This window comes from Gloeobacter violaceus PCC 7421, from assembly GCF_000011385.1.
GTDB lineage: Bacteria > Cyanobacteriota > Cyanobacteriia > Gloeobacterales > Gloeobacteraceae > Gloeobacter > Gloeobacter violaceus.
In genome coordinates this window covers 1,320,285-1,333,133 of sequence record NC_005125.1, presented here as the reverse complement: position 1 = coordinate 1,333,133, position 12,849 = coordinate 1,320,285, and the positions used below count along the sequence as shown (strand labels likewise).

At 63.2% G+C, this 12,849-nt stretch carries 16 protein-coding genes; 9 read left to right on the top strand and 7 right to left on the bottom strand.

Going from position 1 to position 12,849, the window contains the following annotated elements; all coding sequences use genetic code 11:
• Window positions 1–2 precede the first annotated feature (2 nt).
• The gene (locus GLL_RS06515) at window positions 3–875 is read left to right on the top strand and encodes a HEAT repeat domain-containing protein (protein ID WP_011141255.1); all 873 of its coding nucleotides are present in this window, start codon (window positions 3–5) and stop codon (window positions 873–875) included.
• Between the two features lie 22 nt (window positions 876–897).
• Complete coding sequence (locus GLL_RS06510) at window positions 898–1,482, top strand: allophycocyanin subunit alpha (RefSeq protein ID WP_011141254.1); 585 nt, start codon at window positions 898–900, stop codon at window positions 1,480–1,482.
• 111 nt (window positions 1,483–1,593) lie between these two features.
• Here GLL_RS06510 and GLL_RS06505 read toward each other — a convergent pair whose 3' ends face one another.
• Window positions 1,594–1,944, bottom strand: coding sequence for a hypothetical protein (locus tag GLL_RS06505; RefSeq protein WP_011141253.1), 351 nt, complete (start codon window positions 1,942–1,944; stop codon window positions 1,594–1,596).
• A 146-nt stretch (window positions 1,945–2,090) separates the two neighbouring features.
• Here GLL_RS06505 and GLL_RS06500 point away from each other — a divergent pair, with 146 nt between their 5' ends.
• From GLL_RS06500 to ribD, 3 genes are read left to right on the top strand one after another with little or no spacing between them, the layout of a single operon-like run.
• Window positions 2,091–3,236, top strand: coding sequence for a 5-(carboxyamino)imidazole ribonucleotide synthase (locus GLL_RS06500; protein WP_011141252.1), 1,146 nt, complete (start codon window positions 2,091–2,093; stop codon window positions 3,234–3,236).
• Between the two features lie 37 nt (window positions 3,237–3,273).
• Window positions 3,274–3,789 (top strand): 5-(carboxyamino)imidazole ribonucleotide mutase, encoded by a 516-nt coding sequence (gene purE / locus GLL_RS06495; RefSeq protein WP_011141251.1) that lies wholly within the window; start codon window positions 3,274–3,276, stop codon window positions 3,787–3,789.
• A gap of 60 nt (window positions 3,790–3,849) precedes the next feature.
• Complete coding sequence (gene ribD, locus GLL_RS06490; RefSeq protein WP_011141250.1) at window positions 3,850–4,950, top strand: bifunctional diaminohydroxyphosphoribosylaminopyrimidine deaminase/5-amino-6-(5-phosphoribosylamino)uracil reductase RibD; 1,101 nt, start codon at window positions 3,850–3,852, stop codon at window positions 4,948–4,950.
• Between the two features lie 72 nt (window positions 4,951–5,022).
• Here the strand turns inward: ribD and GLL_RS06485 are convergent, their stop codons facing one another.
• The 6 genes from GLL_RS06485 to GLL_RS06460 form a co-directional block, all read right to left on the bottom strand.
• Entirely contained in the window at window positions 5,023–5,499 is a 477-nt protein-coding gene (locus GLL_RS06485) for a DUF4188 domain-containing protein (protein WP_011141249.1), read from the bottom strand.
• 166 nt (window positions 5,500–5,665) lie between these two features.
• A complete protein-coding gene (locus GLL_RS06480; protein ID WP_011141248.1) occupies window positions 5,666–5,875 on the bottom strand; it encodes a phycobilisome linker polypeptide in 210 nt (69 codons plus the stop codon).
• 70 nt (window positions 5,876–5,945) lie between these two features.
• The gene (gene apcB / locus GLL_RS06475) at window positions 5,946–6,431 is read right to left on the bottom strand and encodes an allophycocyanin subunit beta (protein ID WP_011141247.1); all 486 of its coding nucleotides are present in this window, start codon (window positions 6,429–6,431) and stop codon (window positions 5,946–5,948) included.
• Between the two features lie 39 nt (window positions 6,432–6,470).
• Window positions 6,471–6,956: an allophycocyanin subunit alpha gene (gene apcA / locus GLL_RS06470; protein ID WP_011141246.1), complete on the bottom strand. Its 486-nt coding sequence runs from the start codon at window positions 6,954–6,956 to the stop codon at window positions 6,471–6,473.
• 212 nt (window positions 6,957–7,168) lie between these two features.
• A complete protein-coding gene (locus tag GLL_RS06465) occupies window positions 7,169–10,636 on the bottom strand; it encodes a phycobilisome rod-core linker polypeptide (protein WP_011141245.1) in 3,468 nt (1,155 codons plus the stop codon).
• Between the two features lie 365 nt (window positions 10,637–11,001).
• Entirely contained in the window at window positions 11,002–11,205 is a 204-nt protein-coding gene (locus GLL_RS06460; RefSeq protein WP_011141244.1) for a hypothetical protein, read from the bottom strand.
• 85 nt (window positions 11,206–11,290) lie between these two features.
• Here GLL_RS06460 and ybeY point away from each other — a divergent pair, with 85 nt between their 5' ends.
• From ybeY to ebsA, 4 genes are read left to right on the top strand one after another with little or no spacing between them, the layout of a single operon-like run.
• Window positions 11,291–11,788, top strand: coding sequence for an rRNA maturation RNase YbeY (gene ybeY / locus GLL_RS06455; RefSeq protein ID WP_164928724.1), 498 nt, complete (start codon window positions 11,291–11,293; stop codon window positions 11,786–11,788).
• Window positions 11,789–11,819: 31 nt separating this feature from the next.
• A complete protein-coding gene (locus GLL_RS06450; protein WP_231848403.1) occupies window positions 11,820–12,185 on the top strand; it encodes a diacylglycerol kinase family protein in 366 nt (121 codons plus the stop codon).
• A gap of 39 nt (window positions 12,186–12,224) precedes the next feature.
• Window positions 12,225–12,428 (top strand): NAD(P)H dehydrogenase subunit NdhS, encoded by a 204-nt coding sequence (locus GLL_RS06445; RefSeq protein WP_011141241.1) that lies wholly within the window; start codon window positions 12,225–12,227, stop codon window positions 12,426–12,428.
• Window positions 12,429–12,482: 54 nt separating this feature from the next.
• A complete protein-coding gene (gene ebsA, locus GLL_RS06440) occupies window positions 12,483–12,848 on the top strand; it encodes a type IV pilus biogenesis protein EbsA (protein WP_011141240.1) in 366 nt (121 codons plus the stop codon).
• Window position 12,849: the final 1 nt, after the last annotated feature.

Here is a 12,849-nt window from a genome sequence, read left to right as displayed (position 1 = left end):
CCATGGTCGACCCGCAACCGTTGGTGCCCACCGCCGAGGCGACCGACCGACTGCTCGATGGGGTGAATGCCCTACTGGCCATCGGCACCTTCGACACTTCTGACACCGCCCTTTTGGGGCAGATGGTCGCATCGCTGGCCGATAGCCGCGGCATGGTGCGTCTGGGTCTGGTGGAAGCGTTCGGCAAGATTGGCCTGCCGGCGGTGCCGATGCTGCTGGAGGGCTTATCCCGCCACTCCAACCCGGTGGTACGCCGCTCCTGCGGCAAGGCGCTCGCCAAGACCAGCGACCCGCGGGCGGTGCCCGTGTTGATCGAAGCTTTGCTGCACGACGAGGACACGGTCGTACGCAGTTCCGCCGCCGGTGCCCTGGCCAAGATGGGCGAAGCGGCGGTGCCGCAGTTGATTGCCCTGCTCACCTCCGAGCACTCCGAGACCGCCAAAGGCCACGCTGCCTGGGCGCTCGCCTTTATGGGGACCGAGGTGGCCGAACACCTGTACACCGCCTACACCCACCCGGCCGCTGCCGTACGCACCGCCGTCGTTGCCGCCGTCGCCAACCTCACCCAGGAGACGACCGACGATCGCGCCGTCGCCTTGCTCGAATCGGCGCTCACGGACAGCGCCCCTGGGGTGCGGGCCGAGGCGGCGGCGGCCTTGGGCACCCTGGCCCACCAACCGGCCGTGCCGTTGCTGATCGAACAGCTGACCGACCCGAGCCCCGAGGTGCGCAAAACCGCTGCCCTGGCGCTGGCCAAGATTGGCGATCCGACCTCCCTTGGGCCGCTTGAAGCCCAACTGGCCCGCGAGTCGGGCGAATTGCAGCGGGTGGTGGCCATGGCGCTTGCACAGCTACAAAAGCGGGCGATGGCTTGAACAACCTCTGGAGAGCGAGACCATGCAATCGCCATTGAGTGATCAGGTTAAAGTCCTTATCGCCAAAGCCAAAATCATGGGTTTTGACGATTGGCAGGGTGCCTATCCCGCCGAGGCCCTCGCCCTGCTGCGCACCGCCGACGCCGAGAGCCGCTATCTCACCGACTCCGATCTGGACCGTCTGGCTGTACTGCTTCCGGAGGCGGCACCTGCGCTGGAGACGGTGCGTTTTTTGCGCGACCGTGCCAGGCCCATCGTCTCTGCGGCCCGCTCGCAGGTGCTGGAGGAATTCCCCGGCATCACCGAACCTGGGGGCGATCTTTATCCTTCGGTGCGCGCCGAAGCCTGCTGGCGCGACTACTGGCATTTTCTGCGTTCGATTACCTACGGCATTGCCGCCCGCCGTCCGAATTTCACCAGCCCCGAAGGCGTGCACTACCTGCACCTGTTGTATCAGGAGTTGCGAGTGCCGCTTGGAGCGATGCTTCTGGGCATTCACTGCCTTAGAGGGGCGAGTTTGCAGCATTTTTCGGTCGCCGAGCAGCAGGCGCTTGGCCCCTATTTTGATCATCTGGCGGAGCGCGTGGGGGATCCCTCACAGCGGTGAGTTAGACACAATCCAAGCTCGTAGAGGCGACCGGGTTACCGAGCCCAAGAAACGAAAAGCCTACGCTATGGCGCAAGCGGTTGGCGCTGGGAGCTTCTCACCGTCTGCGGCTCACTCGGCTTTCTCGAGTTGCCGGTAGCGGGCTTTGAGCGCTTCTTCGCCACTGAGGGCGATGGTCTCCAGGTTGGCGATGCGTTCTTCGAGTTGCCGCAGGCGCAAAGCAGAAGGCAGCGATGTCTGCGCACCGCCGGAGATCGGCTGCGACTTCCAGACAAAGGCGGTGGCCACCGCCGCACCCACCGCCACCGCCAGGGGCAGCAACAGGGCCGGGCCGTCCCCGGCGATGGAGACCAGCGGAATGCAGATAGCCAGCATGCCGGTGGCGCAACCCCAGATGGTGCTGGTGGCCTTCACACGCACATCCTTCTCCAATGATGCGAACTCGCGAAGTTTGTCTTTCATGGGGTGCCAACCGGGCTACTGATTCTATCAGTATAGGGGGCCGTCCTGTCCGCCACCGCCAGGGTCTGTGTCCGATTGCGATTAAGATAAAGATCTTTGATCTGCGCAACGTGATGATGGGAAGTGGGGCACTGGAAGCGGAGCTTGTGCGACCGGCAGCAGGGCGGACGGGCCTGCCGACGGTCGGTATTGTCGGGGGCGGCCAGCTTGGCCGGATGATGGCCCTGGCGGGCCATGCCCTGGGATTGCGGCTGGTGGTGCTCGACCCCGATCCGGCCAGCCCCGCCTCCCAGGTGGTGCCCGTCTCACTGGAGGGGGCGTTCGACGACATCGAGAGCCTGCGCTCCCTGGCCAGGATCACCGACATCGTCACGTTCGAAAACGAGTGGGTGGAGCCGCTGCTGGTCGCCCAGCTGGAGGCGGATGGCTGCCGGGTCTGGCCCGCCAGCCGGACCCTCGCGCGCATCCAGGACAAGTTGCACCAGCGCACCCATCTGGCTGCGGCCGGATTGCCGGTGCCGCGCTTCGCCGCCGCCCCGAGTCTGGAGGCGGTGCGGGCGTGGGGAGGAAGCCGGCCGCTGGTGCTCAAGACCCGCCTTCAGGGCTACGACGGTCACGGCGTGCGCATCGTCGAGAACCCCGCGCACCTGGAGGACGCCTGGGAGGCCCTCGCAGGTCAACCGCTTATGGTCGAAGCGTTCGTGACTTTTGAACGGGAACTGGCGGTGATGGTGGCCCGCTCCTCAACCGGCGAGGTGCGCTCCTATCCGGTGGTCGAGACGCGCCAGCGTCGGCACGTCTGCCACACTGTGATCGCCCCGGCTCCAGTGGACGAAGTGATCCGCGAGCGCGCCGGAGCGGTTGCCCGCGCCGCCGTCGAGGCGGTCGAGGGAGTGGGCATCTTCGGTGTCGAGCTGTTTGTGGACGCCCGCGGGGAGGTGAGCATCAATGAACTGGCCCCCCGCCCCCACAACTCCGGCCATTACACCCTCGACGCCTGCACCACCAGCCAGTTCGAGCAGCACCTGCGCGCCGTGCTCGGTTGGCCGCTGGCGGACCCATCCATGCACAGTCCGGCGGCGGTGATGGTGAACATTCTGGCCGAAGGCGACGCGCCTGAGGCCGAACCCGATCTGGCGGCGGCCCTCGCCTTCGCTGGGGTCAAAGTGCATTGGTACGGCAAGCGCGGCGCCCGGCCCGGCCGCAAGCTCGGCCACATCACCGCCGTCGCCCGCGACCCGGCGGTGGCCTACGAGCGTGCCCTCGCCGCCCGCGAGGCGCTGGGGATATGAGGTGCCGTGCGTTAGGCGTTGGGACTAGGGGCAATCAATGACCCATCCTGCGCTGGTGGGGATCATCATGGGCAGCGATTCGGATCTGCCCACGATGAAGGCGGCGGCCGAGGTCTGCACCGAATTCGAGGTGCCCTGTTCGGTGGCGATCGTCTCGGCCCACCGCACGCCGGAGCGCATGTTTGAATTTGCGGCGACCGCCCACTCCCGGGGCTTGAAGGTGATCGTGGCCGGGGCGGGCGGGGCGGCCCACCTGCCGGGGATGGTGGCGGCCCTCACACCCCTGCCGGTGATTGGAGTGCCGGTACCGGTCACCGCCCTGGGGGGCGTCGATGCGCTCTATTCGATTGTCCAGATGCCCGCAGGCATTCCGGTGGCCACCGTGGCGATCGGCAACGCCCGCAACGCCGGTCTGCTCGCTGTGCAGATCCTGGCGACGGCGGACCCGGTGTTGCAGCAAAAAATCGTCGCTTATCGCGAGCGGCTGCGCACGGCGGTCGAGAAAAAACAGGCCCGCCTCGAAGAGCTGGGTTGGCGGAACTACGAGCCTTAAAATCGGCCCGGAGAACCGTGACGTCTTGGTTTGGGGCGTGTAGATCTAAAAAAGTTTCGGATGGTAGCCGTGAGCGACGAAGACTGGATGGAGCGCTGCCTCGCCCTCGCCGAGCAAGCCTGGGGCCGTACGACGCCCAATCCGCTGGTGGGGGCGGTGGTGGTCAACGATGGGCTGGCCGTGGGTGAAGGCTTTCACCCGAAGGCGGGTGCACCCCACGCGGAGGCCTTTGCCCTGCGGGCCGCCGGGGATTTGGCCCGAGGTGCCACGCTCTACGTCAATCTGGAACCCTGCAACCACCACGGCCGCACCCCGCCCTGCACCGAAGCAATTGTCGCAGCGGGCCTGCAGCGCGTGGTGATCGGTATGGTCGATCCGAATCCAATCGTTTCCGGCCGCGGCCTCGAGCGACTGCGCACCGCCGGAATCGAAGTGAGCGTCGGGGTACTCTCCGATCGCTGCGAGCGGCTCAACGAGGCTTTTTCGCACTTCATGCGCACCGGGCGGCCCTTCGGGGTGCTCAAGTACGCCATGACCCTGGACGGCAAGACCGCCACGCGCACCGGCCACAGCTTCTGGATCAGCGGCCAGGCGGCCCGCGCCCGTACCCACCGTCTGCGCGCCTTCGCCGACGCGGTGATCGTGGGGGGCAACACCGTGCGTTTGGATGATCCGCAACTCACCGTCCGCCTGGCTGAGGGCCGCAACCCGTTGCGCGTCGTTCTCTCTCGCACCCTGGCCTTGCCGGCCGAGGCGCGGCTGTGGCTGGATCAAACACCCTCCCCCACCCTGGTCTTCACCGGAGCGCAGGGCGACCCCCAGATGCGTTCCCACCTGGAGCGGCTGGGTGTGGAAGTGCAAGTGTTGGACGAACTCACCCCCGCCGCCGTGCTCGAAAAACTCGCTTCTTACCCCTGCGTGTCGGTGCTCTGGGAGTGCGGCGGCACCCTCGCCTGGTCGGCTCTGACGGACGGGTCGGTGCAGAAGGTGATTTGCTTCGTCGCTCCCTGCCTGGTGGGCGGAGCGCAGGCCTACACGCCTGTCGCCGGTGAGGGCTTCGCCAAGATGCACGCAGCGATGCGTCTGGAGCGGGTACACGCCGAGCCCGTCGGCGAAGATTGGATGTGGAGCGGTTATCTGCAATTCAACCCAAGAAATTAAATTTGGAATAAGTCATGGCAATCGCTTCTCCAAGTTCAGGGGTCGGCCGGCTCTCTGCACCTCAGCCCTGGGTCAATCGGCCTTCAGGCGGCCGCGGGCCGTTTCCCTTCGCCCGGCGATCGGGATGTGCTCGGTGGCTCCTGCGAGGCCGAAACGCGGCATGTTGCCGTACATCGCCTCGTAGCGGCCCGGCTCGACCAGGTAAGTCTCGTGCCAGATCCCGACACTGCCGTCGGTACCTACCGAGCGCTGGAAGCGCTGCCACGCTTGCAGGTGCGGCTCGTCGGGGCTTCTGGCAAATTTTTCGAGCTCCTCGAATGATCGCCAATAACTCACCAGTGCCACACCGCGCCAGTAGAGAAACGTCTCACCCCCCAAAAAGCCCTTCTCCGGGTTGCGGTAGAGCCTGCGCAGCATCGGCCCCATCGCCCGCAGCGTCGGTACCCATTTGCCCAAGGCCCAAAATTGATTGATCCGCATGCCGATCAGAAAAACGACAAAAGACCCTTCTACCCGGGCGGTATAACGCCCGGCCATCACCTGAGTCATCGCCAAAACTCCTGCCTACAACAGCAACCCGGCGTTTCACACCGGCCGCTGCAATTTGTTGCATATCCATAGTTTGATGCAACAAATTGCATATGTCAAGGCATGCTCCAACAAAAAAGCCCCGGCGGCCGGAGCTTTTGGTGTCAAACAGTTTGGTTCGGCCGCTTCAGGCGCCGACGCCGGTGTTGGCGCCCTGGACGCCGGTGAAGAGCTTGACGCTCAGGACTTTGCCCCCGGCTTTCTGGATCCGCTGCTGCTCGGTGAACCAGTTTTCGTAGGGCACCAACTTGGTGAAGAAGGTGTTCTGCAGTTCGCGGCCGGTGCGCACCCGCTTGAGGCTGGGGATGCAGGCCGTCACTTTGAAATAGCGACTCATGGTGGTTCTCCTTGAGATAACCGGTTGGGGCGAAGGGGGCGGGTGCCGCCCCCCGCTTCAGCCGGTAAACCTAGCTCAAACCGGAGGAGAGGTAGTCGAAGTAGATGCTCGCTTCTTTGGCGGCATCGGGGCCGACCAGGCCGCCCACCACTTCCTTCATCGCCTGGATGCCGCCCACGGTCGCGGCAATCGGCACGCCCAGGGAGTTGTAGGTCTCCTTGAGGCCGTTGAGCACCCGCTCGTCGAGGATCGACGGGTCGCCGGCCAGCATCGCGTAGGTCGCGTAGCGCAGGAAGTAATCCATGTCGCGGATGCAGGCGGCGTAGCGGCGGGTGGTGTACATGTTGCCGCCGGGGCGGGTGAGGTCGGAGTAGATGAGCGCCTTGGCGGCCGCTTCTTTGATGATCGTCGTCGCGTTGGAGCTGATCACGGCGGCGGCGCGCACGCGCACCGCACCGGTGGTGAAGTAGGCCTTGAGCTTGTCGAGGGCGGCGCCGTCGAGGTACTTGCCCTGGACGTCGTAGTTGTTGATGACGGCGGTGATAGCGTCTTGCATGGTTGTCGTACTCCTGATGGGTGCTCGCTGAGGATCCGGTTACTGCATTGCGCCGACGAGATAGTCGAAGTAGAAGCCCGCTTCGGCGGCATCATCGCCCGACAGCAGGCTGGTCGCGACGTTCTTCATCGCGCGCACACCCTCAGCCACGGCCGGGATGGGGGTCTGCAGGGAGTTGTACATCTCCTTGACGCCGATGATGCCGATTTCTTCGATCGGGGTGACATCGCCGGCGACGATCCCATAGGTCACCAGTCGCAGGTAGTAGTCAAGGTCGCGCAGGCACAGGGCGGTCATCTTTTCGCCGTAGGCGTTGCCGCCGGGGCTGACGACGTCGGGACGCTTCTGGAACAGCTGGTCGCCAGCCTGCTTGACGATGCGCTCGCGCGCCTCGGTCAGCGTTTGAGCGATACGCAGGCGCCGTTCACCAGAAGCGACAAAGGACTTGATGCGATCCAGTTCGCCGGGGCTGAGGTAGCGGGCCTCGGCGTCAGCGTTGACAATCGCTTTGGTAAGAACGCTCATTAAGGTCTTCCTCCCTTAGTGGTCAGTTGCGACTGGGTTCTCCTTCGTTGTCCCTTCCACTCATCCCCAGTTGATGGGCAGACGGATGCATCTCCGAGTCGTAAACCCGGAAAACTTGAGTCAATCCCCAGAATGACATACGTTCGAGCAGTTGGAGCTGAAATTGTGACAGATGACAGGGTGCAGCATGGTAGACACGGTTTTCTCCTTGCTCATCGGGTCACGTACTGGTAGCCCGTGTAGGTCGGCGATAGGCTCGACCAGGACTGGCTGATCAACTCCTCGTCGTTGACGCGCACGCTGGCACGGTAATTGCCCGCGGGCAGCGTCGGGTAGCGCCGGTAGGGGACGATATCTTCGTTGAAGATCGTCAGATACTCGGGCGACTCGACGATGGCATCCACCGCCGCTGCCAATCCCTTGGTGCCGAGAATCTGCACGTAGGTGCTGATTTCTTGCTGGGAGATTGGGGCACGGCCCAGGAAGTGTTTGGTGAGCAGTTCGACGACTTTGGGGCTCGAATAGGGCTCGAAGAACCGTTTGCGATAGTTCTCCGAACGACCCAATCGGCGGACGAATTCGCGCACCGAAATTTCGTTGTTCTTGAGCTTGGACTCCGCTTCGCTCAGGCGCAAATAGCTGGGCGGGATACCGGCGAAGACATCGAGCACCTGGCGATAGATGGCGTTGATGGCCACGTCCTTTTCGCTGCGGGTCGCGTCGGGGGCAATCCGGTAGATGTGCTCCAGTTGGCGGCGCAGGGTGCCCACACCCACCTCCACCGACTGGCCGTCGGCACCCTTGAAGGAGCGGCCGAGTTCGAGGAACATCGGCCTGCTCATGTCGAGGGCGGTCTTGGTGGCCTGCTGCTCCTTGAGGGCCGCCTGGACCAGCGGCATCGAGGCGATGTCCATCTTGGAGCGAATCGGCTTGAAGCTCGGCACCACCAGGCTGTCGTCCTGGCGGGTAAACCGGTTGTACAGTTCCACCGAGTTGGGGTAGTTGGCGGCGGGCAGGGTGGGAAACTGCCACGAGGGCACCGTGTCCTCGCCGTAGAGCCGGCCGTACTCCTCGCCGTCGACCAGGGCGCCTATTAGCGCCTTGATGCCCTTGCGGCCAAGCAAGCCGTGGTACTTGATAAGCTCCGCCTGGTTTTTGACGGCGCGGCCCAAGAAGTGCTTGAAGGCAAACTCGACCACCTTGGTGTTGGGGTAGCGGTCGTGGAATTGCTTGCGGTAGAGAGCCGAGAAGCCCAATAGCCGCACGAACTCTTTGACGGAGGTCTCGCGGTTGCGCAGGCGGCTTTCGAGGGCACTGAACTCGCTGCGGATATAACTTGCGATGTCCTTGTCGAAGACCTGCACGTAGGCGGCGGTGACCAGGGCGTCGAACGATTCGCGGTCGGTCGCCTGCGACTGCTTGAAGACCTTGCGCTGGCGCTTGAGGGCCGGTACCCCCTGGTTGACGTACATCTCAGGGATGCTGCGCTCGTTGATGGGGGTGCCCAGTTCCTGGATCTTGTCCATCATCCGCGCTGCGTCGCCGCGGGGGGTGATCCCACCGGGGGTGGTGAGCACATCGGAAGAACCGAAGCGGCCTTTGCGCAGGCTCAGACCGGCGGGGGTCAAGTAGCGCTCGTAGGGGAGCACATCTTCACCAAAGACCTCCTGGTACTCGTTCGAGTTGAGCATCGCATCGACGACACCGTAGAAGCCTTTTTTGGAGGCGATGTCGAAGTAGCGGTTGTTCTCGACGCGGTCGTAGGTCGGACGGCCCAGAAGCCGCCGGTGGATGTACTCGATCGCCTTGCAGACGTAAAAAGGTTCCCAGTAGAGCTTGCGGAAGATCTCCGAGCGGCCCAGGGCGCGCACGAACTCTTTAACAGTGGTTTCACCGTTTTCGAGCTTGATCTCGGCCACCTTCAAGCGCTGCCCCTGGTAGAGCTGGCGGCCGAAGATCTGCTGGTAGGCAGCGGTGATCAGCGCCTGGACGCTGCCCTCAACCGTCACCACCCCGGCATTCTGCACCATGCCCTTCGAGCGGAAGCCGACGTTCTGGGTGAGCTTGAAGATCTTAGGTCCGAGCGTCGTCGCCCCTTCGCTCATGCCTGTGGGATTGCCCCGCTCGTTGGAAGTCGGGCTGCCGTTGCGAATCAAGATGCGCTTGACGTCCTTGCCGATGGGCGCAGCCCGCTCTGCGGGGTTGATGGTCGAATTTTTGAAGATGGCGCCGAACTGGATCTCCAGCGGGTCGTTGCCGGCGCCGTAGGGGTGTTGGTTCGGCAGCGGCTGGGTGTAGTCGGCGAACAAGGTGATAAACTGCGGCACCTTGCGCCGGGGAGCGGCGTAGTTGTACAGGTCGTAGGCCGCGCCCCAGTTCCAGGAAGGCTGGGCTTCGACCCCCAGATTCCGCAGGTAGGGCACCGTGTCTTCACCGAAAATGCTGGTGTACTCTTCGGAGTCGATGAGCGCGTCGATGAGCGCGTAGAGACCGCCGCTCGGCATCGACGACTGGCCGCGCACGATCGGGCTTGAAATAATCGAAAAGTACTTTTGCACCTCGGCGCGCGACTCGGGTGCGCGGCCCAAAAAGTGCTTGAAGGCCAGCTCGAGCACGCGCGAATTGATAAACGGCTGGTAGAACTCCCGCCGGTACAACTCGGATTTGCCCAGGCGGCGGACAAACTCGCGCACCGAGATTTCACCGTTTTTGACCTTCGATTCGGCTTCTGAGACCGACTGGCCGTAAGCTTTGAGGTCACGCTCGAAGACTTGGCGGTAGGCGGCGCGCACGACGCGCTCTTTTTCGTCGGAGGAAAGGTTGACCTTGGGCCGACCGTCGGCGCCGTAGATGGCCGTCATCTTGAACGTCGTCAGCGAATCGGCCGAGAGCTTGTAGATGTAGGGCAGCGTCAGGCCGGGCCGGTCCTCCGAACTGGGACGCACGATATCGGCGGGCGCGTCGGAGCGGTCGGCGTCGAGGGCGCGGATGACGACACTGATGTAAGAAGACACCAGCTTGCTGTCGGCTTCGTCTTTAAATAGGCGCGCCGCGTTCTTGCGCATCTCCAGCAGAGCGACGATCGTGGCGCTGATCGAGCAGGACTTTTCGAGGATTTCGCGCAGACCCAGGCAGTTGGCTTCGAGAATGCTCGGATCCCCCGCCAGGATGGCGTAGGTCGTATAGCGCAAGAACCAGTCGAGGTCACGGATCGATTTTTGCATCCGCTCCGGACCGTAGCGGGCGATGTTGATCGGTTCAAAGTCGGGGGGCACCGCAAAATCGGCGCTCGCCCGGCCACCGCCGCCGCGGGTCGAAAAAATCGACTTGAGCGACTCCAAAAACCCGCCCCGGTCCTCGACAATCGGCTCGTTGCCGAATTCGTCGTTGGCCAAGGGGCTCTTGGCCTTGGCCTTCTGACGCTCGGAGTAGGCCATCGGACTGCCGCCCACGAAGATGCGGTTGGCGGCGCGCGAGACAATCATCTCGGCATTCTCGGTCAGCTTTGCCACGATGGCGATGCGGCGCTGGCCGTCGCCAAAAAACTGATCGAGCTGGGACACTTCGCCGGAGTTGGGATAGCGATCTTCGGCGTTGATGCCGTTGATCGTCTCGGTCATCACCGTCCGAAACAAGCGCGGACGCGCCACAGTACTGCCACTGGTTCCCCGAATACTCATGTAGACACTCCCGTAACAGTCAACCCAAAGCGGACCGGCTACTGTCCGTCGTCGGGTCATTAGACATGCGGCCACGACCGCACGGGAGCCCTAGAGCGCAATCGTATAAAACAACTGACCCCAACCCTACCCCGCAGCGTCCCTGGCCTTTCAACATACCCCCCACCCAGCCAAGCCAACCAGAGCCCCTAGACAAGCGATATTAACAAACATTGCGTTAGGTAAATCGCGGTGTCGCTCTTCGGCATCTTCGGTTACAAAGAAACCACATCGATCGGTGGAGATCAACAGCACCTGAAGATAAGTTTTGTTGCACCGAAGGCGGCACGGTCCTGGCCCCGAGCCGATCCGAGCCTCTCGGTGCGTTAGCTGTTCGTGGGCAGCAAGTAAGCGGCGATCGTCCCGCCGATGCCAAACAGGAGGGCGGCGAGCATCAAGTTGCCGTGCCAATCCACCAGGTTCTCCTCGCGCCAGAAGCACCAGACGCCGATCAGCAGGCTTGCCGTCAGGTGCAGGCTCAAGGCGACTACAAAGCTGCCGCAAAACCACCAGTAGACCAAGGTACCCATGGCAAGAGCCTATCGCCTTGGGGAAGATTTGGGAACTGGGGCCAAGTGTGTTAAATTTCTTATCAATCTTGCGAGTACCCCAAGCATGGCGGTTGTGCCGACGGCTGTCGAGTTGTGCATCCAGGCTGCGGTCGATGACCCGGTTGGGGAAGCGCGCTGGCAATCTTGGTTCGACCAGTGGCTTCTGGAGTTGCAATCGGCGGGGGCGGTGGAGTTGACCTTGCGCCTGACCGACGACGCTGAGATCCGCAGGCTCAACGCCCGCTTTCGCGGCGTCGATGCCCCCACGGACGTCCTCTCCTTTGAATTTGAAGCGGACGACACACAAGCGCTGATTGCGGAGGAGCCCCTGTATCTTGGGGATATCGTCGTCTCTGTGCCGACGGCGACAAGGCAGGCGCGCGAATTCGGGCACACTTTAGAAGTGGAACTGGCCTGGTTGGCTGTCCATGGTCTGTTGCATCTGTTGGGATGGGACCACCCGGACGAGCAAAGCTGGCGGGCCATGGTGACACAGCAAGCGCGATTGCTTAAAGGAGTGAACGTTGTCTATGACTGGCCAAGCGTCTACCCAGTCGGCTAAAAGAACGATCCGGCGCCGGCAATCCTGGCAGGTGGCCGAAACGCTCTCCAAAAGCTTCACCTACGCCGGGAGCGGCATTCTCTACGCCACGGCCACGCAGCGCAACTTTCGCATTCATCTCATCGTGGGCACGATGGCCTTTATGCTCGGGGCCTGCTTGCGCATCACACTGTTGGAGATGGCGGTCATCGGCCTCACGGTCGCCTTTGTGCTGGCCCTTGAACTCATCAACACCGCCGTCGAGGCGACGGTGGATCTGATCGTGGGCGATCAGTACCACCGTCTGGCGGGTATCGCTAAGGACTGCGCCGCCGGAGCGGTGCTGGTCGGATCGAGCGCGGCGCTGGTGGTGGCCGCCTGTATCCTGCTGCCGCCGCTGTGGCGGGCGCTGTTCTAGTGCTAGCTTGAAAAAACAACCGCAGCAGAGGAACGTGCCGTGACCCCCGAATTGCGTCCGGGCATGCCGGTCAAAGTGATCAACCCCCGGGATCTTTATTACGGCTTCGAAGGCCAGATTCAAAAGGTCGTCGACGGCTACGTGGGGGTGATCTTCGGCGGTGCCACCTGGATCAAGCACGTGCGCTTCGTCCCGTCGGATCTGACGGTGATCGAACCGCGGGGCAAAAAGCGCGGCAAGTAGTCGGATCCGGTTGCGCGGCTGGGTATTCTTGGACCAAGTCACCCGGCAGGAACCATGGAAAGTCCCGAGACCCGCTCCATCGCCCCAATCGAGCTTGCGGTGTATTTGCCCTATATGCAGGCCGCCCGCCGTCCGGCGTTGCCGGGTGCGCTGTCACTGTTCAAGCGCGGCGGCCTCGAGGGGGTGCGGCAAATCGAAGGGGCGGCGGCGATGCCCTGGTCGGCTCGCTGGGACGTTCGGAGTTTACCGGTCGATCCGACCCAGTGCCGGTTGGATTTTCGGGAAGGCGCGTGCTCGTTCAAACGCGAGATGGTACTGCCGACTTTTGAACTGGTCGGTTTTTTGGCCGAATCGCTCGCCGCAGGAGGCTCTCCCGGCGATTTTTCCGCCGGTTTCTACCGGCGGCTGTTCGGAGCGTAGG

Coding starts and splice junctions, on each gene's coding strand:
- GLL_RS06515 (WP_011141255.1), top strand. CDS start 3: ATGGTCGACCCGCAACCGTTGGTGCCCACCGCCGAGGCGACCGACCGA.
- GLL_RS06510 (WP_011141254.1), top strand. CDS start 898: ATGCAATCGCCATTGAGTGATCAGGTTAAAGTCCTTATCGCCAAAGCC.
- GLL_RS06505 (WP_011141253.1), bottom strand. CDS start 1,944: ATGAAAGACAAACTTCGCGAGTTCGCATCATTGGAGAAGGATGTGCGT.
- purE (WP_011141251.1), top strand. CDS start 3,274: ATGACCCATCCTGCGCTGGTGGGGATCATCATGGGCAGCGATTCGGAT.
- ribD (WP_011141250.1), top strand. CDS start 3,850: ATGGTAGCCGTGAGCGACGAAGACTGGATGGAGCGCTGCCTCGCCCTC.
- GLL_RS06485 (WP_011141249.1), bottom strand. CDS start 5,499: ATGACTCAGGTGATGGCCGGGCGTTATACCGCCCGGGTAGAAGGGTCT.
- GLL_RS06480 (WP_011141248.1), bottom strand. CDS start 5,875: ATGAGTCGCTATTTCAAAGTGACGGCCTGCATCCCCAGCCTCAAGCGG.
- apcB (WP_011141247.1), bottom strand. CDS start 6,431: ATGCAAGACGCTATCACCGCCGTCATCAACAACTACGACGTCCAGGGC.
- apcA (WP_011141246.1), bottom strand. CDS start 6,956: ATGAGCGTTCTTACCAAAGCGATTGTCAACGCTGACGCCGAGGCCCGC.
- GLL_RS06465 (WP_011141245.1), bottom strand. CDS start 10,636: ATGAGTATTCGGGGAACCAGTGGCAGTACTGTGGCGCGTCCGCGCTTG.
- GLL_RS06460 (WP_011141244.1), bottom strand. CDS start 11,205: ATGGGTACCTTGGTCTACTGGTGGTTTTGCGGCAGCTTTGTAGTCGCC.
- ybeY (WP_164928724.1), top strand. CDS start 11,291: ATGGCGGTTGTGCCGACGGCTGTCGAGTTGTGCATCCAGGCTGCGGTC.
- ebsA (WP_011141240.1), top strand. CDS start 12,483: ATGGAAAGTCCCGAGACCCGCTCCATCGCCCCAATCGAGCTTGCGGTG.